Origin of the sequence: Scrofimicrobium sp. R131 (assembly GCF_040256745.1) — a bacterium.
Classification (GTDB): domain Bacteria; phylum Actinomycetota; class Actinomycetes; order Actinomycetales; family Actinomycetaceae; genus Scrofimicrobium; species Scrofimicrobium appendicitidis.
Genome location: NZ_CP138335.1, coordinates 37338 through 59649, shown reverse-complemented (window position 1 = coordinate 59649; position 22312 = coordinate 37338). Strand labels below are relative to the sequence as shown.

Below are 22312 nucleotides of genomic sequence, written 5' to 3'. Positions count from 1 at the left end.
GTCTCTAAGTAGGTAAGCTGGTCCCCAATCATTGTGGCGATAGACAACTGGTTGATGGATGCTGGTTTTCTTCACGGGTGTTACCTTTCCGGCTAGATGACGCGTTCATTGCCTCCGTCGATGGGAACTCCCGCACCGGTGGTGCAAGAGAAGACCTGACTGCACATGGTGGCGGTAAGCTCTCCGACTCGCTGGGAGGTGATCTCTGCATGCAGTAGGTTTCGTCGCTTGTACTGGTCGACCGTGAGACCGTAGTGCTCTGCACGCTTTGCTAGCAGATCTGGCGTCCACAAAGCTGTATCGAACACTGCATCCGGATGGACCATGTTTACGCGAATGCCGTCACCTGCCCACTCCAAGGCAGCTACCCGGAGCACTTGAGTCAAAGCCGCTTTGGAGGCTGAATAGGCTGCCGCTCCGTACCCGGGTGCCGCGACATTCTTGGAAGCGATCGCGCAGACGTAGCCTCCGTCAACCGCGTGACGGAGATACGGGTGACATAGTTTTAGACCGGCAACTGCAGCGGTCGTGTTGATGTCCAACGTGCGTTGCCAGGCGTCTAGCCTAAGTTCCGACAAGTCTTCGGCTGAGGGGAAAATCCCAGCTGCCGGAACGAACACGTCCAACCCACCAAAATGCGCCACGGCCTCTTTCAAGGCTTCCTGCTGCCGGTCGACATTGGTTACATTTACAACCTGACCTAGCCAGTTTGGCGAAGCAAATGCGTCCACTACGGCTGGGCTGAGGTCCCAGCCAATCACGCTAGCGCCTCTGTCTAGGAAAGCCTTTGCGCACGCATGCCCGATTCCGGATGCGGCACCTGTCACTAGCACTACCCGGCCTGCATCTGGACCTGACCGCTCTCGACGGAAGTATTTCTCCCGTTGGGGACGCCAATATTCCAAATCAAAAACGTGTTCCTCGGGAGCTGGCCGATAGCCCCCTAAGGCTTCGGCGATTCGGACTACCTCTAGCGTGTGTTCACAGATTTCTCGTGTTGCATCGGCCTCCTCACCCTGTCGTCCTGCGGTGACTAGGCCAATCTCGGGCAGGACAATAGCGCGGGGAAAACCGGCAAAAGGTTCAGTCTCCAACCCTGTTCGTGTGGCTTGACGCGCCACATACTCGCGATACTTTTCCGGATATTGGCCCACACTCCCCACCTCAATCACACCGGGCCCAACCCAAGTGACGTGATCGGGGGTGGCCGGACCACGTTTCATGGCGGCAAGTAGGTGCGAGTCTTCACCGAGGCGGCCCACAGGCGAGTTGGGGTAGTGACGGAGGATTAGGGGCTCCCCAGCTATCTCGCTTAGGTTTTGGCGCAGCTGTGCTATTTGGTAGCTAGTGTTGGGTGAAAGTTCGAGAGGTGACCTCAGATTCAGCGGTGGAACATCAAGGGAGTCGATGAACTTGGCAGCTTGTGTGATCACCCAGCGATGCAGGTCCAGAGCTTCGTCCGCACTGTCGCCGGCAGTGAACACTCCGTGGGATTCGACGATGAGGATTTGAGTGTGTGGCTGAGACTTGAAGGCTTCAACCACGGCCAGTCCTAACGGGAGTCCTGGAGTGGCGTAAGGGAGGAAGAGTGCCCGCTCCCCCCAGACTTGGTGGGCGATCTCGGCGGCACTTGCTGTGTCTGTCAAGCCTTGCACGACATCTGCGTGGGTGTGCAGCACAAAGGGTCGGGGCCACGCGGCATGGACTAATGACTCCACCGAAGGTGCAGGAAAACTGGGGTCGAGGCGGGCCGCTAGAAGAGCGTCCATTAATGAGTCCTGAGAGACAAGCGGGGAACTTAGGTAGCCACGTACCTGTTCGAGACGCAGGGGTGTTAATCCATCGGTGGTTAACGTTCCCAGGTCATGACCCGAGCCCTTGACGTATAGAGCTTCAACTTGTGTTTGGTCCGGCAGGGTCCAGACCCCTTTGACCGAACAGTTGCCTCCTCCGCGCAGCACGAGCGAGGGATCACTCCCAAGCACGTGCGATGCAGAAATCAGCTGTGACAGAGAGAAAATAGAATCTGATGAGGTTCGAGCGGACACGTCTCTTGCTCCTTCGACCGACGACGTTGTCCGACAACCTATCAGAGATTGTCAAAAAACGGAAGAAGGTTGGAAAGTCTCGGGTTCGATCCCGGCTACGAGCCTGACGTCAGATTCCGGGCAGCAAGGGCGAACGTCCCACGTGAGTCTAGGGCTACTGACTCTTGAGAATCTCCTGGGTTCCCGCGTTCCTGATCACCCGGAATGCGTACCGTCCCTCAAGGAAGTAGGTTCTGGAGTAAAGCAAGGGAACGTCTTCTGCACTGTAGTGCACCTGATCGAGCAGAACGTACAAAGTGTTGGTAGCTCTTGTATCCCAGGCGATCCGATCGGAACTTACTGCATGGATCTCTGCGACTGCGTAGTCAGGAAACAGGCCGCGCTCTTCCTTGAGGTAGGTAAACAGTGACCCCTGCAAGACCATGGGATCCTCACCTTCTGGAAAGACTCCCACGGGCATGAGGTCGTAGGAGTAGGCCACCACCTGGTTGTCACTGAGGATAGAGCGCCGGATCTCAAGGGCAATAGAATCTGCGGAAAGATCCAGCTTTTCCGCTTCCTCTGGCATCAGTGGGCGCAGTACTCGACTTTGGTACTGCATTCCCGGTTCGTGACCACTACGTCTGATCGATTCGCTGATGGAGTCCAGGCGTTCCAGACCAGCATGAATCGGCTGTGCCTCTTGCACGAAAGTGCCGACACCATGTTGTGTCTTTACCAGGGCTAAGGCCTGCAAATCACGCAAAGCCGCGCGAACCGTTGGGCGGGATACTTCGAACTCTTTGGCAAGTTGGCTTTCGGTAGGCAGACGATCACCGGGAGAATATTGGCCCCCCTCGATAGCTTCGCGAAGACTTTGGGACACGAATGCAACTCTTGATCCTTGTGTGGACATACCCGCTCCGGTCTACTTGACAACTAGGTGGACACTGGGCCCATTTTCCCCATGTTGCTAGGGTACTAGATCAACGAGTTGAGACAAATAGCTCTAGAGGGTTGACAGGTTGTCAGTCAACTGGATACCGTATGCTCCAAGACGTAGACGAACGACGAAGTTCAGAGGAGAACCGCCGTGGTAAAAGCAATCGAGTGGGTGGCCTCCACCAACCCACCGCAAATTCGTTTGATTGACCAGACTCTACTTCCCAAGGAAGAAAAGTACCTCGAGATCACCGATGTTGTTGACTTGGTTGATGCCATTCAAATCTTGGCAGTGCGGGGTGCACCCGCTCTCGGTGCTGCTGGTGGGTATGGAGTTGCTCTAGCCATCAGTCAAGGGCAGCGGGAGCAATGGGACGATGATCGACTGGCATTGGAAGTAGGTCGTATCCGTGACGCGCGGCCTACGGCGGTAAACCTGGCATGGGGAACCGATAGGGTGCTGGGAAGCCTTCGAGCCTTGACGGCAACGGATGAAGCATTTTCGCAGGCACTAAGTGAAGCACATCAATTGGCAGCTGAAGACGAAGAGGCAAATCGGGCTCTCGCAAGCGCAGGGGCAGACTGGCTTCTGGATCAGCTGGGGGACCGGCCGCTGCGGGCAGTTACGCACTGCAACACTGGCGCTTTGGCCACTACTGCTTGGGGAACAGCCTATGGAATCCTGCATGAGCTGCACCTGAGGGGTCGCCTGGAGTTTGTCTATGTGGACGAGACTCGGCCACTGCTCCAAGGAACCCGCCTGACTTCCTGGGAACTGAGCCGCGATGGGATCCCGCACGCGGTTGAAGTTGATGGTGCCGCCGCAAGCACAATCCTCAGAGGGTTTGCCGACTTTGCTGTCATTGGGGCGGATCGGATTACTCGCAACGGAGATACCGCGAACAAGGTCGGCTCCGTAGCGTTGGCACTGGCAGCCAACTACCGGGGAATCCCCTTCGTGGTGGCTGCTCCCTCGTCCACAGTTGACGTGGACACTCCCAGGGGGGAGCTCATTGAGATTGAGGAGCGCCCTGCTGAAGAAGTACTGACTATTGGTGGAGTGTCATTGGCAGCCGAAGGAGCGCAGGCATTCAACCCGGCGTTCGATGTGACTCCCCACGAACTCATCTCAGCAATAGTCACTGAAAATGGCGTAGTTGAACCAGGTGTGGAAGATCGCCCCCTGTTCTAGCGCCCCGACGTAATGCAACACCAGCAAAAGAAACGTGAAAGGACGCATAGATGCGTAAGCTAACCAGAACCCTTACCGCCGGGTTCGCGCTGACCATGGCGGTCACAGTCGCCGGCTGTACTCAGTCACCTGCGGAACAGTCCGCTCCCTCCTCAGACGCCAACAACTCCGACCAGGGATCCGTGTCTGAGACGACTGCTGATGCCCCAGAACCCTTTGCTTCTGGGGGCGTCAAGATTGCGATTGTCCAGCAGTCTGGGCAGGGTGACTACTTTCAGCAGTATTTGAATGGGACCAAACAACAGGCCGAGGCGCTGGGAATTGACCTCTCGGTCTATGACGCCCAGGGAGACAACTCGGCTCAGGCAAGCCAGTTGGATCAGGCCATTGCTGCCGGGGTAGATGGAATTGTGGTTCGTCACGGTTTCCCGGACACCTTGTGCCCGGGAGTAAACAAGGCCATCGAGCAGGGTATCCCGGTGGTGATCTATGACGTGGAGATTCAGCAGTGTGCACCGGAGGCCGTCCAGACGCAACAGTCAGATGCGCTGATGGCCTCACTAGTTTTGGATCGGATGCTTGAGGATATCGGCACCGATACGCAGGTGGGATACGTGAATGTCGCAGGGATTGCCCCGCTCGACCGGCGTGATGTTGTCTGGCGCGATTATACGGAGAAGAACGGCTGGGAGGAAAAGTTCAAGACTGGCTCTTTCACCAACTCCAGTGCCACTGACACGGCCCCGATGGTCACGGCTGCGGTCCAGGCCAACCCGGACGTAGTAGCTATCTATGCTCCGTATGACGAGTTCACTAAGGGGACACTGACAGGTCTTGATCAGATCCCAGGGACTGAGGACATCAAAGTGTACGGAGCCGACATCTCCAACGCCGACATTGAGCTGATGAAGGCCGACGGTTCACGTTGGATCGCCACCGGCGCCACCGATCCCAACGCAATTGGTGCCGCAGTTTTGCGAACTCTGGTACTGCATATGGCCGGGCAGTTGGATGGTATGACTGTTGATTTCCCGCCGATTCTGGTCACCCAGGAGATGCTCCGGGACGAGGATATCAACAACATGGAAGACCTGCGGGCAGCTTTCCCAGAGCTAAACATCTCTGACGTCTCCAGCGCCGACTGGATTCCGTCGGTTAGCTTCTGATTGATAGTGGGCGGCCCCTAAGGGGCCGCCCACCCCCACCGCCAACAAAGGGAACAGGCAGATGAGTAGCAGCACTGACGCTGATGCACCGATTCTAGAACTGCATGACATCACCAAGAATTTCGGCCTGAATCGGGTGTTGAAAGGGGTAACCCTTAAGCTACGTCCGGGACGCGTTACCGCCCTTTTGGGGGCCAACGGAGCAGGGAAGTCCACCCTGATCAAGATTCTGTCAGGTGTGTATCCACTCACCGGAGGGCGAATCCTCTTGGGAGGGAAGGACGCGAATGTGTCCAGTCCTTTGGAGGCCAGTCGAGCCGGAATCAGAACAGTTCACCAAAGGATTGACGACGCAATTGTCCCGGGACTTAGCGTGGCCGAAAACCTAGTGTTTGAGCAGATCGCTCAAGGTGAGGCCCGTCCAGTGAGTTCTCTTCGCTCTCTACTCCCAAAGGCCAGACAGATTGCCGACATCTTGAATTTGGGCTGGGACGACGCGTTTCTTAAGCGCGATGTCTATGAGTTGGGAATCGCTGATTGTCAGATGCTGCTGCTTGCGCGGGCACTGGAGAACGAGCCCAAAGTTCTCATCCTCGATGAGCCCACTTCGACCCTCTCTCAGGGCGAGACTGAGCGACTTTTTGAGCTGATTCTTCGTCTGCGCGACCAGGGCGTAGCCATCCTATACGTGTCTCACCGCATGGGAGAGATCAAAGCCCTGGCTGATGATGTTGCTGTGCTACGTGACGGTCGGATTGTCGATCGACAGAAGAGTCCCTTCGACCTTAACCAGGCAGTCCGATCCATGCTTGGAGAGGATATTGAGACAGATCTCGAGCAGTTCAGTGAGTTGACTGGAGACGAGGTCGTGCTAGAGGTAAATCAGCTGCAGATTTTCGATTACTCCGCCCCGGTGGACTTCCAGGCCCGTGCCGGTGAAGTTACAGCAATCATTGGGTTGATTGGGGCCGGAAAGACTGAACTGCTAGAGACCATTTTTGGTGCAGCCGATAGTAAGGGCGCAGAACTCCGAATCCGTGGGAAAAAATACCGGGCTCGACATCCAAAGGACGCCATTAGCCATGGAGTCTATCTAGTTCCAGAAGATCGAGCTGCGCAGTCGATGCTTCCAGGGTGGTCTGTTGAGGAGACTTATTCTCTTCCATTCCTGAGTAAGTATGTTCGCGGACTGACTTTCGATCGTAAGGCTGAACGGCGGGCTGCGGTAGCGGCTATGGAGGATTTTAAAGTGGTGGCGGCGGGACCCACGCAAGCAGTTGATGCTCTCTCCGGAGGCAACCAACAGAAAGTCGTGGTTTCTCGCTGGCTTCAGACACAGGGCACCATCCTGATTCTGGACGAGCCCTTCCGAGGGGTAGATATTGGCGCCCGACGAGAGTTGGGCAGGCGGGCCCGTGCTGCAGCGGCTGCTGGAACCTGCGTCGTCGTGGCGGTCAGTGATGTCAACGAGGCCCGTGAGGTGGCCGATCGGATCGTGGTCCTAGTCGAAGGAGAAATCGCTCTCGACCGTCGGGCCGACCAAGTAACCAATGAAGAAATCGTTCAGAGCATGACTGAGGTAGTTGAAAATGAATAAGACAATCAAAACCGGCGAGCCCTCTCTCAGCGCCTGGGATCGAACCAGAGACGGGGTGGTCAAATACGGTTTCATTGTCGTCACCGTGTTGGCTGCTGTCTTCTTTGCAGTGACTGAGCCAGCCTTTGCTACGCCAAACTCGATCTTCTCAATGCTGAAATTTGCCTCGGTGACAGCCATCTTAGGCTTGGGAGTCATGTTCTCCATGATTGTTGGAGGGCTGGACTTGTCCATCGGCTCCACAGCAGGCCTAGGGGTGCAGTTGGCGGCCATGATGATGGTGTTCTACAACCTGACCGGTTACGTGGCTGTCGGAGTAGTTCTAGTTGCCGGTCTGATTGTTGGTCTGGTGAACGCTTTCCTGATAGTTGTTCTCAAGATCCCTGATCTGTTGGCCACTCTCGGGATGATGTTCGTCATCCAAGGAGCAAAGCTCATCCCTGTCTCAGGACTTTCAGTCTCTTCCGGGATGATCCTGTCGGACGGATCTACTGCCCCGGGAAAGTTCGACCCAGTCTTCCTGAAAATAGACCGAGGCATGATCGGACCTATCCCGCTGCCGGTGGTCATCATGATGATCCTAGTGATCTTGTCATGGTTCTTGCTGACCAAGACGTCTTGGGGACGAATCATGTATGCCATTGGTGCTAACCCGGAGGCGGCACGGCTGGCCGGTATCCGAGTGGGTCTACACCACGGACTCGCCTACGTAATTTCAGCGGTGTTCGCATCGATTGCCGGAATCATCCTGGTGTCCAGAATCGGCCAAGGTGACGTAAATGCGGGGGCTTCGGCTCTGCTCGAGGCAGTGGCCGTAGCTTTGGTGGGACAGTCTATCCTTGGGATGAACAAGCCGAATGCGTGGGGTACTTTGCTTGGTGCGCTCTTGATTGCCATAGTTTTGACGGGCATGACCATGATGGGCTTCCAGTATTATCAGCAGGACACGGCGAAGGGCATTGTCCTGATCGTGGCACTCCTCTTCTCGTTCACTCTCTCTCGGAAACAATCGCGCTACGTCCCGGCTACGTAGGCGAGCACAATCGGTGTGCGGCAACCAACCATAAACACTCTCTAGGGGGCGGAAAATGACACACAATTACGAAATCCTGAACCTCGACACGGTCGTCGACTATTTGGCTCGGCAGCCTAACTTGGCCAACCGAATCAACCTCAATGCGCTCGCCTCCGTGACCGAGATTGGCGACGGCAACCTCAACCTGGTGTTTCGGATCAAGGACGAGGAGGGCAAAAGCATTATTTTGAAACAGGCATTGCCCTATGTCCGAATGACAGGGGAAGGCTGGCCCATGACTCCGACCCGGGCCGAACACGAGGCTCACTCGCTGAAGGTGCATCACAACCTGATGCCCGAACTAGTGGTGAACGTTCTTCAGTTTGACCCGGACCAGTTCGTCATAGTTATGGAGGACCTATTTGATCACCGGGTTTGGCGCACGGTGCTCAACGAGGGTGGCGTGACGAATGGAGTCGCGAACAAGTTGGGAGCATATGTCGCCCAAGTTGCTTTCCACACCTCCATGCTGGGTCAGGATCGTGGTGAAGTTGCCAAGGAGATCGCACACACCCAGAACCCCGAAATCTGCACCATCACTGAAGACCTTGTCTTCACCGAACCGGTGGTGGATGCCGGCCGAAACGTGGTCCTGCCAGAGAACGAAGTGGACGCAAGGGAACTGTCTGCTGACCCCGTCTTCCACCTAGCCATGGCGAGAGCTAAGTGGAAGTTTATGACTGAAGCTCAGGCCCTGATCCATGGCGACCTACATACCGGTTCAGTGATGGTGAAGGTTGAAGGTGATGAAGCGGTGTCGGTGAAGGCGTTCGACTCGGAGTTCGCGTTCTATGGACCGATTGGATATGACCTGGGGGCTCTCTTCGCCAACTATGTGTTCGCTGCTGCCCGTGCCGGAGTCCAGGGGGACACGGACAGGATGGACTGGGCGCTCGGACTAATCAGAGATACCTGGACGGCCTTTGCTGAGGAGTTTGCGCACCTCAACCAGGAAAACATGTCACCGCAGCTGTGGAATGAGGTGTTTGTCCGAGACTTGCTGCAGAGCCTCTTTTCCGACATGCAGCTATTTGGTCTGGCAAAGATGTCGCGCAGAATTGTGGGGGCTGCCAAGGTCACAGATATTGAAACTCTAGAACCTTCTATTCGGGCCCACGCAGCGCGAGGAGTGCTGCACGCTGCCCGGTCATTGGCGGGCAGTTATCGGCGGGATCGGACCATCGAAGAGGTGGTTGCGGAGGTGCGAGATCGGCTGGTGCAGGCCATCTCCTGACCTTGTCCCGCAGCACCTAACATCAGGAGACACGCATACATCCACCTGGGCCCCGCCCCGGCCGACCCCTACCCTCTCGGCAGGGTGGGGTCGTCCGGCTCGGGGTCCGACCCGTTCTGATCGGGCGAGTCTGCGTCCGACTCGGGCAACTGGTAGCCCAAAGCCAGCCGGTTAGCCCAGCTCTTCGCGCCCACGGTCACTGCCAGCAGCACGGCCATGCTGATAGCAACTGCCCAATAGTAGGGTGGGGTTTCCCACCCGCGGGCATCAGCCACCCCGCCAGCCAGAGCGAGCAGAAAGAAGGCGCTGCCAACCGCGGTCATTACCCAGCCGACCTTTCGGTGAACGTACACCCAAACTTCCTCGCTTTGCATGGTCGCTGGCGTCCGGAAGCCGCCGGCGCCGGCGAGAGGCAACCGACCCTGCTGGGCTCGGATTCCAACCGAAAGTAATACCGCCCCGACCAGTGCCAGCCCGAGCGCAAAGATGAGAGTCATCGTTGATCCTCCTCCGTTGTCTACCTAGTCCCACAGCCGGGACAAGAGCTCCTTTGATTCAGCCAGGTCCAATCCTTGAGCCTGTGCCTCTGAGATGAAATGGTGGGCCGCCTCGGACAGGCGGGACGAGGCGGAGGTTGACGCGGCGACGCGGCTCCCCAGGCGCGGACGGCTCTCAATCAGGCCGGACGCTTCCAAGTCAGAGTAGGCGCGAGCCACCGTTCCCGGCGCCACGTCCAAATCCTGGGCCAACTGTCGAATAGAGGGAAGCTTTTCCTGTGGCAGTAACTGCCCGCTGGTGATCATCTTGGCTAGGTGTTGGCGAATTTGCTCAAAGGGTGGGGTCCCCAGGTGCGGATCCACCTTCAGGTTCAGCCGGTTCATTGGGGTCCTTCCTGACTGTCGCCACGTTTGCGCCAGCCCGCCACTCCGGTGGACAGGGCCGAGCGGATCAGCAGGGCGGCGGCGCCGGTGAGTCGGTCCCGCGATTTCCACACGGCTGCCAGCGGGCGCGGAATAATCTGCTCCACCGGCACCTCGATCAGCTGTCCGCTTAAGAGTTGCTCGTGAACGGCCAGTTCGGAAAGCACTGCGGGGGCACCGCCCGCCGCGACCGCAATCCGGACCGCCATGTTTGAGTAGAGCACCTGGGCCGGGGGAACCGGGTTGTACGGGGAGAGAACCTCGTCGAGGGCGCGCCTGGTTCCCGAACCCGCCTCGCGCACTACCAGTTGGGTTCGGGCCAGCTCCTCAATTGTGAGCGGGTCGGTTCGGGTGGCCCACGGGTGGGTGGGGGCGACCACCAGGACCAGCTGGTCGGTGCCAATCTGTCTTTGCTGCAGGTCGGGTGGCAGATGCGGAGTTTCGACCAGACCCAGTTGAAGCGCCCCATCCCTGATTCCAAGGAGGACATCTTTGGAGTTCAGCACCCGCAGATCGACGGCAATGTGCGGGTGTTCAGCGTGCAGAGCTGCCACCCAGGTGGGGACCAGGGTCTCGGCAATCGTCATGGAGGCTCCCACCCGCAGGACCACCTGGTGCAATGAGGCGGGATGTGACTGGGACCAGTGGACAAAGTGCTGGGCGGCTTCAAGGAGCTGGCGAGCCTGAGCGGCATAGGCAACTCCCAGTTCAGTTGGGGTTGAACCGCTTTGGCGCCGTTCCAGCAGGGGGGCTCCTAAGCTTCGTTCAAGCTCCGAGACAATGTGGGAGGCGTGAGGTTGGGCAATCCCAATCCGACGGGCGCCGCCGCCGATGCTGCCGGACTCAACGATGGCAACGAAAAGCTCCAAGTTGAACAGGCTGGGCCAGGTAGTCATAGCTCTAGCGTATGCCCCCATCCGGTTTTGCTGTCTACCGTGACCATGTTTCACGTGAAACCGTTGAACCATGCCAAACGTAGCCACTAATGAGGTCCCACAGGTCCAACCGGTTGAGCCGGTATCGCCGCCCGGGCGATTCTGGGCCACCGTGAGGAAACTGGCTCCGGGTTTGGCGCTCTGTCTGGGAGCCACCGCTCTGGCAATGCTCCTAAACCAGGTACTGCCGGCCGTAAGTCCGCTGATTATCGCGATCGTGGCCGGGATCGCCCTGACCAACCTGATTCACCTTCCAGCGGGGCTGCAGCCCGGAATCCAGTTCTCAGCCAAGAAACTGCTCCGGTGGGGAATCGTCTTCCTGGGATTGAAACTGGTGCTGTCCGACATCTGGGGTCTGGGGGCTCCGATGCTGCTGGTTGTGGTCGCAGTGGTTGGCGGCGGCATCCTCGGGACCATCCTGCTCGGCCGGGTGCTCGGCATTCACCGGAAGCTCTCGCTGCTGATCGGATGCGGGTTCTCCATCTGCGGCGCTGCGGCTGTGGCCGGGGTGGAGGGCGTGGTCGACGCCGAAGAAGAAGATGTGGTCACCGCGGTGGCCCTGGTGGTCATCTTTGGCACCCTGATGATTCCGCTTATCCCCGCCCTCGGTCACCTGTTGGGGATGCCTCCCGAGGTGAACGGACTTTGGGCTGGGGCTTCGATCCACGAAATTGCCCAGGCCGTGGCTGCGGGCGAGGCGATTGGTCACGGAGCCCTGGAGCTGGCCGTGATCACCAAGCTGTCGCGGGTCCTGATGCTGGCCCCGGTGGTCCTGATCCTGGCCCTGTCGATGCGCCGGGCCGGAAACAGCAACCCGGACGCCAAGCGTCCCCCGCTGGTGCCGCTGTTCATCATCGGCTTCCTGGCCATGGTGTTGCTCCGGTCATTTGTGGACCTGCCCGAGGGGGTCCTGGCCGTGGGCGGGTTCCTTCAGACGGCACTGCTCAGTGCGGCCATGTTTGGCCTCGGCTGCGGCGTCAAAATCAGAGAGCTGGTTCGAGTGGGGGCGCGCCCGTTTGTCCTGGCCGCGCTCTCCACCGTGCTGGTGATGACCATTTCCGGAGTGGGAATCTTCCTCACCCAGCTCTAACCCGGCCCCTGCTGTCCCTGTCGACGCCGCCAAGTGCAGCAGGCCTGCCCACCTCCCTGGACCCAGAGTGGAGGTGGGCATTTTCTTTTTTGGGCTTGACCTTAACGTTACGTCAACCTCTACGCTCTGAATTATGACGTGGACGATCCAAGAAGTTGCTCGGTTGGCGGGGACCACCCCGCGGGCTCTCAGGCACTACGAAGAGTCCGGTTTGCTGTACCCTAACCGGAACCCAATCAACGGCTACCGGGAGTACGACGAAACCCAGCTGCGCCGCCTGCAGCACATTTTGCTGCTGCGCGAGTTGGGCTTGTCCCTCACCGACGTGGCCCGGGCGCTGGCGGATCGAACCCAGGAGTCGGTGGCGTTGGCTTTTCACCTGGAACTGTTGGAGCAGCGGCGCGAGGATCTGGAGCGTCAAATTCAGTCGGTCAAACACACGTTGGCCGCGCTAGCTGGAAAGGAGAGATTTGTGGCAGAGAAGGCTTTTGAGGGCTTCGACAACTCGCAGTATGAACAGGAGGTTCGCGACCGGTGGGGTGAGCAGGCTTGGAGCTCGTCCGCCAAGTGGTGGGACTCCAAGTCAAAGGAGGAGCAGGTGGCTTGGACCGAGCAGGTGGCGCAAATGGGTCGGGACTGGCGGGCAGCCAGTGAAGACCCTGAGATCAGCCCCACCTCGCCCGCCGCGCAGGAGCTGGCCCGACGCCACGTGGAGTGGTTGCGGTCGATTCCCGGAACCCCCGGCCCGCAGGGCGGGGAGGTGCTCGCAGAATACGCGCGGAACTTGGCTGAAATGTACGTGGCTGACGAACGCTTCGCCGCCAACTATGGCGGAGTAGAGGGCGCCAAGTTCGTGCGCGCCGCCCTGTTGGCCTACCTGGGGGATTAGGCCCGTGAGAGGATCGATGGGAGCGCCAGGCTGGCCCGGCGCTCCCATTGCTTTCCTATCTAGCTAGGAGGACCAGGATGTCGGTGGCGTTGGTGACGGGAGCCTCGCGCGGAATTGGACTGGAAATCAGCAGGTTTCTGGCCGGTCGAGGGTGGGACCTGGGGTTGATCGCCACCAACCGGGGCCGGCTGGAGGAGGTGGGAGAGGCCCTTCGACAGCAGCACGGCGTGAGGGTGTGCACCTACCCCGCCAACGTGTCGGACTGGTCGCAGCTACAGGCCGCCACCACCGATCTGACTGAACAGTTGGGGCCGGTTGACCTGCTGGTGAACAATGCCGGTCGCGTGGATGCGGAGGTGCCGCTGTGGGAGGCGGATCCCGAGGAGTGGGTTGACGTCATTGAGGTCAACCTAGTGGGTCCGTTCTACCTGGAACGGCTCCTGGTTCCGTCCATGCTGAAGCGCGGAGGTGGGATAGTTGTGAACCTGGTGAGTGGGGCTGGGGCTCGCGACTGGGGGACCTTCACCGCCTACACCGCCAGCAAGACGGCACTGATTCGCAACGTTGGCGACCTGCATGTGGCCGGGTACTCCGCTGGCCTGCGGGCCTTTGGGATTGCTCCCGGGGTGGTGGACACGGAGATGGCCCGGTCACTGCAGATGCACGCCGACCGAACGGAGTTCACGCCCGTGGAACGGACGCTAGCACTGTTGGGGGCGATCCTCGATCGTGAGTTGGACCCGTGGGCGGGGACCTACCTGCGAGCCTCGGACGACACGGTTGAGTCGCTTCGACAGTTCGGTCCCGCGCGCGCGGCCGATCCGCTGGCCCGGACGCTGGGGATCATCCCGGTCGGCCCGGACGATCCCTTGCGCTGAAGGTTATTCGATCCGGGTCCACGTCCCGCACCGAGTGGAGTCAAAGGCCTTGTCTGACGGATCGATTGTGACCACCGCCTGCCCGTCGGGAAGACCGTTGGCGATGATGTCGTCGAATGTCCCACTCAGTCCGGACAGGCGGGCCCAATAGCAGCTGGAACCGGAAGCGTCAGATCGGTAGGTGCCGGGCTGAATGTCCACCCCGACCACCATCGTGCCGGAACCAAACGTGTTTGCCTTTGCTTTCTCCTCCGCCTCCTTCTTAGCGGCGGCCTCGGCGGCGGCTTTTTCCTCTGCTTCTTTCTGGGCGGCTGCCTCCTGTTCGGCCAAGGAGGCTTCCCGCTCGGCAATCTCGTCTTCCCGCTGCTGGTACTGACTCAGCTGTTCCTTCTGGGTGGACACCTCATCCAGCGCGTCCTGCAATTTGGCTTCAGCGCTTTGCCGAGCAGATTCAGTCTCAGCTAACTGGCCCTGCACCGCCTTCAACTCGTTCTGCTGGCCGACAGCTATCGCCCCTCCAGCCGCAACCCCAAGCACCAACCCGGCCGCGGCGGCAATGGCGATGACGGCGGCGCGCTTGTCCCAGAAACTGGCGCGCTTCGGTTCGGGGCTGGGTGCCCCGACCGGGTCGGGTGCCCCTCCGACCGGTGGGGGCAGTTCAAACAGTGGCTGAGACGGTGCTGGCTGTGTCCGATAGCGTGCCGGTGGCGCCGGAAACTCTGCGGTGGTGTCAATGTCCGGGTCAAACTCATCCCCGACGGCGGGCATGGGTTCAGTTGCCGCCGCCTGCGCCTCGGGCGAGAAGCGGGACTCGGTGAACAGGGTGGACGGGTCCGGCTGGTCGGGGTTGGGGACCGAACCGGACTGGTCGTCAGTAGAGTATTCGATGGGCAGGGTATCTTGATCAGAGGGAGCCGGCTCTGGCTCAGGCTCAAACTTGTTTTCGTCCATGACACCATCATCTACCTGCCTCCGACAGGTCCAGTTTTCGTTGAAATGACGCGCATCTGGTCGAAAGCAATCCAGCGGCCGGACCGGCAGAATCTACCCGAGCGCGATCGGCTAACCTGACCTGGTGCTCCCCGTCTACGATCTGAGTGCCGCTGCCTGGGCGCTTCTTGCCGTCGCCTCCTTCCTGATTGGCATTTCCAAGACTGCACTTCCAGGGTTGGCGACCGTGACGGTAGCTGCCTTCGCCTCGGTCATTCCGGCTCGCGAATCCACCGCGGTGATCCTACTGCTGCTGATCTCCGGGGACCTGGTGGCGGTTTGGACCTACCGTCATTCCGTCGACTGGCGGGCCCTGCTGCGCCTGGCCCCTCCGGTGGCGGTCGGGGTGCTGGCGGGCGTGACGGTGCTGCAGCACATCTCCGACGGCTCCATGAAGCGGATGATCGGAATCATTCTGCTGGTGCTGACCGCGCTCACGCTGTGGCTCATGTGGCGGGGAAACCGGCGAACTGCAGTGGGTCCGCCGGGAAGCTCCTTTGGGCAGAGCCCGGTAGCGCGGTGGGCCTACGGTTCAATCGGTGGCTTCACCACTATGGTCGCCAACTCCGGCGGGCCGCCAATGTCCCTCTACTTCATTGCCTCCGGCTTCAACATGACCAGGTTCCTGGGGACGCAAGCCTGGTTCTTCTTCCTGGTGAACCTGACCAAGGTTCCGTTCCAGGTGGGATTGGGCCTCCACTCGGCAGCATCGCTGGGAACCGACCTGCTCCTGGTCGCTTTCGTCCTCGCCGGAGCTGTGGTGGGGCGAACCATCATCAAGAAGATCAACCCGAAAGTGTTCAACCCAATCATCATCGGCCTCACGGTCGTCTCCTCGGTGTATTTGCTCTTCTAGCTCCCGGTCCACGGCCAAATGGGTAGCGTACACTTTGCCTATGGAAACCGTAGAGTTGACCTGCTGCCAATCAAAGCGCACCCGGACCCTGGCCCTGGTGGTGGCGCTGTGGGATCTGGGATGGAAGGCCGCCGCTATTCGGCGGGCCCGACAGGTGGGGAAATCAAAGTGGATCATTCCCCTCGCGCTGTTGAACACGGTCGGACTGCTGCCGATCTGGTTCCTCCGGCGTCACCCGGTCGACCAGTCCTCCCATAGTGGATAGCCGCTCGGGCCTGCGGGAGAAAAGTGCCGCCTGGGGCGTTCACACCCTGACCCTGACCGGGGTGGTGTGGGCGGTCCTGGCCACCGCGGCGATCCTGCAGGATCAACCGCGGCTGATGTGGTTATTCCTGGGGATTGCCATCATTGTCGACGCGGCAGACGGTCCGCTGGCCCGCCGCTACGAGGTGCGCCGACACACCCCCAACTTCGACGGGATTATTCTGGACCTGGTGGTGGACTACCTGACCTGGTCATTCATCCCGGCTCTGTTCCTGTTTAAGTCCGGGCTGACCGGTGGCCCGGTGCTGTCTACCGTTTCGTTTATCCTGATTTGCGCCTCGTCCATGTTCTGCTACGCCAACGTGCGGATGAAGACCGAGGACAACTATTTCCGAGGCTTCCCAGCTGCCTGGAACATCGTCATTTTCTACCTGTGGGTGCTGCAATCCCCCTGGTGGCTGAACCTGGCCATCGTGGTGGTGCTGGCAGCACTGACCGTCGTGCCGATCACTTTCCTGCACCCGTTCCGGGTCCGATCGCTCCGCGCCGCCAACGTAACGGCGGTGATTCTGTGGCTGGCGGCCGCCACCGCGCTGGTGGTGACCTTCCCGGACCGGCCCCTGTGGGCGGAGGTGCCCTGGTGGGTGGCGGGAGTGTGGCTGGTGGTGTCCGGACTGATCGGGACCCGGGCCGCCCGCCGCCAGGAACGAGCCCGAGCGCAGGTAGCTTCCAGCTAGAGCAAACCCCTGCGCAAGCGCGAATCGGCCACCAGTGCCAGAGTCGGGATCCGCTGGCGGTAGTGGCGTTCCAAGGTGCGCTCCTGGACGTACTTGACCACTTCGGTGAGGACGGTCAGCGCGGTTAGGCAGGCAATCACGACCGGAACGTACAGCGGATAATCCTTCCCCTGAAGCCAAAAGTAGACGTAGGGAGCCACGAACGTCACCACGGTGGTGATGCCCCCGAGCATCCGTTTGGTCCAGGAGGCGGCGAACAGCAGGGTCAGAACCCCCCAGGTGTAGGGAATCGCCGTGATCACGTCGATCGCCCAGAACAGGTAGATGTTGCCGTGGAACTCTTTCACGAACGACACCGGGACGGCCCGCAGCGTGGCGTAGAGGAAAAACACCAGGTAGATGACGAACTGGGGGTGGCGGGCCACCCGGATTAGCCAGGGTGGGCGGACGAGGGGGAGCCCCGCCTCGGCCAACTGCTGGCGCGCCCCGCGGGGAATCCGGCTGGCATCCAGGTTCAGGAAAGACTGCGCCGATTCCGGGTGGACGCGCAGCAGCCAGGCCAGGAGGACCAGGGGGCGAACCCCAAACACCTGGGTGCCGGTGGCAGAGGGGGGTCCGAGCGGGGCCAGCTGGTCGGGAAATGCTTGCTGGAGTCGGCGCTCCTCCGCGGTGGACGAGGTGGTGATCAGCCAAAAGGCACAACCCTCCTCCAGGGAGAGGCGCAGGAGCGGGGCCAGCGTGGCCCGGTTTAGCAGGTCATCCGGGCGGAGGATTCTGGTATTCCTGGGCCCCAACTCGGCCAGGCGCTTCACCTGAGCGCTGGCTCGGACCCGGTCCGGATCTAGCGAGTGCAGCTGGACGGGTTCCGAAGCGGCCACCAGGCGCGGTCGGACCAGCAGTGAGTCCAGCAGCCGGGTGAGCCAGTTTGTGTGCACAAGTGCATGTTAGGGCATTGGCACACCGCTTGGCACGCGACAGCTTTGACAGCGGTTCATTTGCGTTCCTACGATGGAAGGCGGCAGTTACCTCGATCACAGCGACGGTCCGGGTGCAGACATTCAAAGGGGAAAGCATGAACGGCCAAGTGAGCCTGCAGGTGCGCTCTGAAGATTTTTCCGGAGTCGAGCGGCAGCTGGCCTCCGCGGACAATATTTCCGTTTCCACCTTCCGCTACCCGTCGGGGGTGGAGGCGCTCCGGGTGCAGGTGGGGCGGGTGGAGGCGATTATCCTGCCGTTCCGGGGGCAGCAGATCTGGCGCTACCTGGTTGACGGCCGGGACCTGACCATGCACACCCACTTCGATCAGCCCACCGCCTCTGTGGACTTTGCCCAGAGCTACGGGGCCTTCCTGCTGCACTGCGGCCTGACCGGGGTTGGGGCACCCGGACCGGGGGACACCCACCTGCACCACGGGGAGCTGCCCGTGGCCGCCTGCGGCCCACTCACGCTCACTTTTGGCGGCGAGGCGGGGGAAAACTGGCTGGAGGTGACCAGCCCGTTCCGCTATCGGGTGACCCACTCCTACGATTACGAGGTGGAGCTCCAGCTTCGCTTAGACGTCACCACCCCGATTGTCTCCAGCCGGGTGACGATCACCAACCACCGGCAGACGGCACTGGAGTTTTCCTACCTCTGCCACCTGAACTGGACCATGGATCAGCCGCTCCAACTGCACCAGATGGTCCCGGACCGGGGAATCGAATGGGCTCCCCACCCGGGTCAGGACGGCGCCACCGCCGCCCTGCTGGAGCGGTACGCGCAAGACCCGAAGGCGGCCAACGAGGTTTCCAGCCGGGTGCACATCTCCCCGGAGTACTGCGCCGTCCTCACCCCCACCCCCTGCCCCGACGGGGTGGCCGAGTTCCTGGCGGTTCGCCCCGATGGCAGCGCGTTCTGGGTAGCTTTCCACACCGATGAGTTGCCGCGGGCAGTTCGGTGGATTTCTAACACGGTGGACGAGCGGGCGGCCGGCTTCTGCCTGCCCTCGACCGGTCATCACTTTGGGCGGGCACAAAACGAGGCCGACGGGCTGCTTCGCAGTCTCTCTCCAGGTGAGACAACCGCGATTGAGGTGCGGTTCGGCCTGCTGGACCGGACCGATGCCTGGGAGAGCGAAGTGCGGATCGCTTCGGTGCTGATGGGACAAACTGAGCCCAAGTAGTGTGACCCGGGGCGCAAAACCCTGACAAATGCTGTAACAATGGCCATACCTTCTGCCGCTCGGCCCGGTTCCTGTGGAAAACTGGAGTCCGAGTATGACCTGTGGGCGGGCAAACCCGCTCCGAGGAGGTAAAACAGTGAGTGGATCTGACGGTCCTAAATGGCAAAACCTGGGTCCGGGCGACCAGCGACCGGAGCCGGGCTCTGTGCCCCCACCCCCGGCCCCGGGTGAGGTTCCCTTTCCCAAGCGTCGGTCCGCCTCGCAACGAGCCGGAGCCACCGGAGGGCCCGAACCGGACCCGACTGGCACCAGGTTCCCGCCGCTCCCCAAGCGTTCGGAGCTGAACCGGAGTGCAAACCCGGTCGACGCCACCGTCGCCTCGACCCCTGCGGAACCGTCCCGAGTCGCCCCCTCTGACTTCGACGGCCTCGTGGCCGGGACGACTTCGGAGCCAACCGGGACCCCCGACCAGCCAGAGGAAACTATGACCACGACGAAGCCGAAGAAAAAATCCTGGTGGAAGCGGGTCCTGCTGGGCCTCCTGATCCTGTTCTTCCTGGCCCTGGTAGGCGGGTCCGCCCTCTTCTTCTACCTGTACGGCCGGACGGAGATCCCGCAGCCGGACGCCTTTTCTCAGGCCCAAACCACGAAGGTTTACTACTCGGATGGGACCACCGAGATCGGGACGTTCTCCGAGGTGAACCGGACCATCATCGATACCTCCACCCTGCCCGCCTACGTCGGCAACGCGATCGTGGCGTCGGAGGACCGGACCTTCTATACCAACTCTGGGATCGACGTGAAGGGGATTGCCCGCGCGCTGCTGACCAACATTCGCACCGGGTCCCGCCAGGGAGGGTCAACCCTCTCCCAGCAGTACATCGAGAACTACTACATTGGCGAAACCACCACCTCCTACCGGGGGAAGGTGAAGGAAGCCATCTTGGCGCTGAAGATCAACCGGACGCAGTCCAAGCAGGAGATCCTCGGCAACTACATGAACACCATTTACTTCGGGCGGGGAGCCTACGGGATCGAAGCGGCAGCGCAAGCCTACTTTGGGATCCCGGCCTCGCAGCTGACCCTGTCGCAGTCGGCCATGCTGGCCGGCATCATCCCCTCCCCCTCGGCGTGGGATCCGGCGATCGACCCGGATCAGGCGAAGGCCCGCTGGGCCCGGGTGCTGGAACTGATGGTCGAGGATGGCTGGGCCACCCAGGCCGAGGTCGACGCGGCCACTTTCCCCGAGACTATTCCCCCCGCCGACCCCAGCCAGGGAGCCACCGGGGTCAACGCCTACCTGCTGCAGCAGGTGCGTAACGAGCTGATTGGGCGCGACGACATCACGCCGGAAATGCTCGACGCGGGCGGCTACACCATCATCACCACCCTGGATCCGACGATGCAGGCTGCCGCGGTCGAAGCGGTAAAGGTGATGCCCGAGGACACTCCCGACACGGTTCGGGTTGCCCTGTCCGCGGTCGACAACGCGACCGGTGAGATTCTGGCGGAATATCCGGGATCCGACTATCAGCGGGTCCAGACCAACGCGGTCACCCAGGACATTTCGATGGCCGGGTCCACCTTCAAGCCGTTCGCACTGCTCAGTTCCATTGAGCAGGGCGGCAGCGTCTACGACGTCTACGACGGCAACTCGCCGCTCGAAATCGACGACGTCGAGGTGGAAAACAACGACAACGTCTCCTTTGGCCAGGTCGACATGATCACCGCGACGCAGTACTCGATCAACACAGCCTACGCGCAGCTGAACGCCAAGTACGGGCCGCAGAACACGCTGGACACGCTGGTGAAGGCGGGGATCCCGGCCGACACGATCGGGCTGGAACCGAACCTGCTGAACGTGCTCGGCTCGGCCGCCCCGACGAACATCGACCTGAACCGCGCCTTCGCTACCCTGGCCAACGGCGGCGAACGAATCACGCCGCACATTGTCCGCACGGTCAACAACTCGGCCGGGGTGCCGATTTTCCAGGCGGACACGGCTCGGGAGCGCGTCTTTGACCCGAAGAATGTTTCGGCGATCATGCCCGCGCTCGAATCGGTGGTGGATGACGGGGGCACCGGCGAAACCGTGGCGGTCCTCGGCCGCGCGATGGGCGGCAAGACCGGTACCTCCACCGACCAGAAGTCGGCGCACTTCATCGGCTTTATTCCGCAGATCACCACCGCGGTCAGCATGTACGGGGTGGCTGAGGACGGCTCGTCCATCGCCCTGCCCAATATCGGTGGGGTGGGTCAGTTCCACGGCTCGGACTGGCCCGCTGACGTCTGGCTGGCGTTCATGAAGTCCGCGACCGCCAACCTGCCCAGCATTGACTTTGCCTGGAAGGTCGCCGTCCCAACGCCCAAACCGAGCGTGACGCCGACTCCGACGCCCACCACCACCCCCAGCCCGACTCCGACCCCGACCGTGACGGAGGAGCCCGAGCCGGAACCGGAACCCGAGCCAGAGCCCGAGCCGGAGCCAACCCCGGAGCCCACGCCGACTCCGACCCCGACTCCAACGCCGACTGAGCCCCCGGCCACCGACCCGGATCAGGGCGGGTAGCCAAAGGCCCCGAGAGGAACAGATCCTCTCGGGGCCTTTAGTTTTTGCTAAGTTACTCAGCCACCACGGTGACGGAGGACTCGGCCACGACGTCCGGGTGCAGCTTGATCACCACGGGGTAGGTGCCGGTCGACTTGATCACCTGGGGGAGCTCCACCTTGCGGTGGTCGATGACTCGACCCAGGGCGGCGCTGAGGGCCTCGGCCACATGCTTGGGGGAAACGGCGCCGAAGAGGCGACCGTTCGAGCCGGCCTTGCGGGTCACGGAAACCTGGTCCAGGCCCCCGATCTGCTCGCGAATGGCGATGGCATCTTCCACGGAAGCAATTTCGTGGCGGCGACGAGACTCAACAATCTGGTCGATGTGACGCTGGGCGCCCTTGGTCCACTTGACCGCGTAGCCGCGGGGGATCAGGTAGTTGCGGGCGTAGCCGTCACGAACCTCAACGACCTCACCAGCTGAGCCGAGCTTTTCCACGTCACGGTTAAGAACAACTTTACGAGTTGCCATGATCGGATCTTCCTTTCTGAGCTCAGCGTCCGGAGGACGAGTAGGGCAGCAGGGCCATTTCGCGGGCGTTCTTCACGGCCTTGGCGATCCGACGCTGCTCCTGAACGGAGACACCGGTGACGCGACGGGCGCGAATCTTGCCGCGGTCCGAAATGAACTTGCGCAGCAGAGCGGTGTCCTTGTAGTCGATGTTTTCAATCTTGGCCGACTTTAGTGGGTTGGCCTTTTTCTTGATGGGCTTGCGAAGTACCGGCTTCGCCATGATGGTCTCCTTGAAAA

The 22312-nt window shown here is 60.8% G+C and carries 22 protein-coding genes; 13 read left to right on the top strand and 9 right to left on the bottom strand.

Features of this window, described 5'->3' with window-relative positions; translation table 11 throughout:
* Positions 1–92: 92 nt before the first annotated feature.
* Both SAC06_RS00280 and SAC06_RS00275 read right to left on the bottom strand, forming a co-directional pair.
* Positions 93–2048 carry an SDR family oxidoreductase gene (locus SAC06_RS00280; protein ID WP_350258236.1) on the bottom strand — a complete coding sequence of 652 codons (1956 nt, stop codon included), beginning with the start codon at positions 2046–2048 and terminating at the stop codon, positions 93–95.
* Between the two features lie 154 nt (positions 2049–2202).
* Positions 2203–2943, bottom strand: a complete 741-nt coding sequence (locus SAC06_RS00275; RefSeq protein WP_350258235.1) for a GntR family transcriptional regulator — start codon at positions 2941–2943, stop codon at positions 2203–2205.
* Between the two features lie 177 nt (positions 2944–3120).
* Here SAC06_RS00275 and mtnA point away from each other — a divergent pair, with 177 nt between their 5' ends.
* The 5 genes from mtnA to mtnK all read left to right on the top strand — a co-directional run bounded on the left by mtnA (position 3121) and on the right by mtnK (position 9233).
* A complete protein-coding gene (gene mtnA, locus SAC06_RS00270; RefSeq protein ID WP_350258234.1) occupies positions 3121–4161 on the top strand; it encodes an S-methyl-5-thioribose-1-phosphate isomerase in 1041 nt (346 codons plus the stop codon).
* 50 nt (positions 4162–4211) lie between these two features.
* Positions 4212–5327 carry a substrate-binding domain-containing protein gene (locus SAC06_RS00265; protein ID WP_350258233.1) on the top strand — a complete coding sequence of 372 codons (1116 nt, stop codon included), beginning with the start codon at positions 4212–4214 and terminating at the stop codon, positions 5325–5327.
* Between the two features lie 61 nt (positions 5328–5388).
* Entirely contained in the window at positions 5389–6924 is a 1536-nt protein-coding gene (locus tag SAC06_RS00260) for a sugar ABC transporter ATP-binding protein (protein WP_350258232.1), read from the top strand.
* Complete coding sequence (locus tag SAC06_RS00255; protein ID WP_350258231.1) at positions 6917–7957, top strand: ABC transporter permease; 1041 nt, start codon at positions 6917–6919, stop codon at positions 7955–7957. The genes SAC06_RS00260 and SAC06_RS00255 overlap by 8 nt, the downstream gene beginning before the upstream one ends.
* A 55-nt stretch (positions 7958–8012) precedes the next feature.
* Positions 8013–9233: an S-methyl-5-thioribose kinase gene (gene mtnK / locus SAC06_RS00250; RefSeq protein WP_350258230.1), complete on the top strand. Its 1221-nt coding sequence runs from the start codon at positions 8013–8015 to the stop codon at positions 9231–9233.
* Between the two features lie 68 nt (positions 9234–9301).
* On the opposite strand, the gene SAC06_RS00245 is transcribed toward mtnK, so the two are convergent.
* Genes SAC06_RS00245 through SAC06_RS00235 form a run of 3 tightly spaced genes read right to left on the bottom strand, consistent with a single transcriptional unit; the run spans position 9302 to position 11049 of the window.
* On the bottom strand, positions 9302–9730 hold the full coding sequence (locus SAC06_RS00245) for an SdpI family protein (RefSeq protein WP_350258229.1): 429 nt from the start codon (positions 9728–9730) through the stop codon (positions 9302–9304).
* A 24-nt stretch (positions 9731–9754) separates the two neighbouring features.
* Entirely contained in the window at positions 9755–10114 is a 360-nt protein-coding gene (locus tag SAC06_RS00240) for a GntR family transcriptional regulator (RefSeq protein WP_350258228.1), read from the bottom strand.
* Positions 10111–11049 carry a LysR family transcriptional regulator gene (locus tag SAC06_RS00235; protein ID WP_350258227.1) on the bottom strand — a complete coding sequence of 313 codons (939 nt, stop codon included), beginning with the start codon at positions 11047–11049 and terminating at the stop codon, positions 10111–10113. Before SAC06_RS00235 ends, SAC06_RS00240 begins: the two co-directional genes overlap by 4 nt.
* Positions 11050–11200: 151 nt before the next feature.
* Between SAC06_RS00235 and SAC06_RS00230 the strand changes: the two genes are divergently transcribed.
* The 3 genes from SAC06_RS00230 (at position 11201) to SAC06_RS00220 (ending at position 13945) form a co-directional block, all read left to right on the top strand.
* Positions 11201–12178: a YeiH family protein gene (locus SAC06_RS00230; protein ID WP_350258226.1), complete on the top strand. Its 978-nt coding sequence runs from the start codon at positions 11201–11203 to the stop codon at positions 12176–12178.
* Between the two features lie 133 nt (positions 12179–12311).
* Positions 12312–13067, top strand: coding sequence for a MerR family transcriptional regulator (locus tag SAC06_RS00225; RefSeq protein ID WP_350258225.1), 756 nt, complete (start codon positions 12312–12314; stop codon positions 13065–13067).
* A gap of 77 nt (positions 13068–13144) precedes the next feature.
* Entirely contained in the window at positions 13145–13945 is an 801-nt protein-coding gene (locus tag SAC06_RS00220; protein ID WP_350258224.1) for an SDR family NAD(P)-dependent oxidoreductase, read from the top strand.
* A 3-nt stretch (positions 13946–13948) separates the two neighbouring features.
* On the opposite strand, the gene SAC06_RS00215 is transcribed toward SAC06_RS00220, so the two are convergent.
* Positions 13949–14896 (bottom strand): hypothetical protein, encoded by a 948-nt coding sequence (locus SAC06_RS00215; RefSeq protein WP_350258223.1) that lies wholly within the window; start codon positions 14894–14896, stop codon positions 13949–13951.
* Positions 14897–15020: 124 nt separating this feature from the next.
* Between SAC06_RS00215 and SAC06_RS00210 the strand changes: the two genes are divergently transcribed.
* Genes SAC06_RS00210 through SAC06_RS00200 form a run of 3 tightly spaced genes read left to right on the top strand, consistent with a single transcriptional unit; the run spans position 15021 to position 16792 of the window.
* Positions 15021–15791 (top strand): sulfite exporter TauE/SafE family protein, encoded by a 771-nt coding sequence (locus SAC06_RS00210; protein WP_350258222.1) that lies wholly within the window; start codon positions 15021–15023, stop codon positions 15789–15791.
* Between the two features lie 40 nt (positions 15792–15831).
* The gene (locus tag SAC06_RS00205; protein ID WP_350258221.1) at positions 15832–16056 is read left to right on the top strand and encodes a DUF5652 family protein; all 225 of its coding nucleotides are present in this window, start codon (positions 15832–15834) and stop codon (positions 16054–16056) included.
* Positions 16049–16792 (top strand): phosphatidylcholine synthase, encoded by a 744-nt coding sequence (locus SAC06_RS00200; protein ID WP_350258220.1) that lies wholly within the window; start codon positions 16049–16051, stop codon positions 16790–16792. The genes SAC06_RS00205 and SAC06_RS00200 overlap by 8 nt, the downstream gene beginning before the upstream one ends.
* Here SAC06_RS00200 and SAC06_RS00195 read toward each other — a convergent pair.
* Positions 16789–17727 carry a hypothetical protein gene (locus SAC06_RS00195; RefSeq protein ID WP_350258219.1) on the bottom strand — a complete coding sequence of 313 codons (939 nt, stop codon included), beginning with the start codon at positions 17725–17727 and terminating at the stop codon, positions 16789–16791. The two genes, SAC06_RS00200 and SAC06_RS00195, sit on opposite strands and share 4 nt — an antisense overlap.
* A 137-nt stretch (positions 17728–17864) precedes the next feature.
* On the opposite strand from SAC06_RS00195, the gene SAC06_RS00190 reads away from it, so the two are divergent.
* Both SAC06_RS00190 and SAC06_RS00185 read left to right on the top strand, forming a co-directional pair.
* Positions 17865–18953 carry a DUF4432 family protein gene (locus tag SAC06_RS00190; protein WP_350258218.1) on the top strand — a complete coding sequence of 363 codons (1089 nt, stop codon included), beginning with the start codon at positions 17865–17867 and terminating at the stop codon, positions 18951–18953.
* Between the two features lie 136 nt (positions 18954–19089).
* Positions 19090–21522: a transglycosylase domain-containing protein gene (locus SAC06_RS00185; protein ID WP_350258217.1), complete on the top strand. Its 2433-nt coding sequence runs from the start codon at positions 19090–19092 to the stop codon at positions 21520–21522.
* Between the two features lie 52 nt (positions 21523–21574).
* On the opposite strand, the gene rplI is transcribed toward SAC06_RS00185, so the two are convergent.
* Both rplI and rpsR read right to left on the bottom strand, forming a co-directional pair.
* Positions 21575–22033: a 50S ribosomal protein L9 gene (gene rplI, locus SAC06_RS00180; RefSeq protein ID WP_350258216.1), complete on the bottom strand. Its 459-nt coding sequence runs from the start codon at positions 22031–22033 to the stop codon at positions 21575–21577.
* A 22-nt stretch (positions 22034–22055) separates the two neighbouring features.
* On the bottom strand, positions 22056–22295 hold the full coding sequence (rpsR, locus tag SAC06_RS00175; protein WP_350258215.1) for a 30S ribosomal protein S18: 240 nt from the start codon (positions 22293–22295) through the stop codon (positions 22056–22058).
* Positions 22296–22312 lie beyond the last annotated feature (17 nt).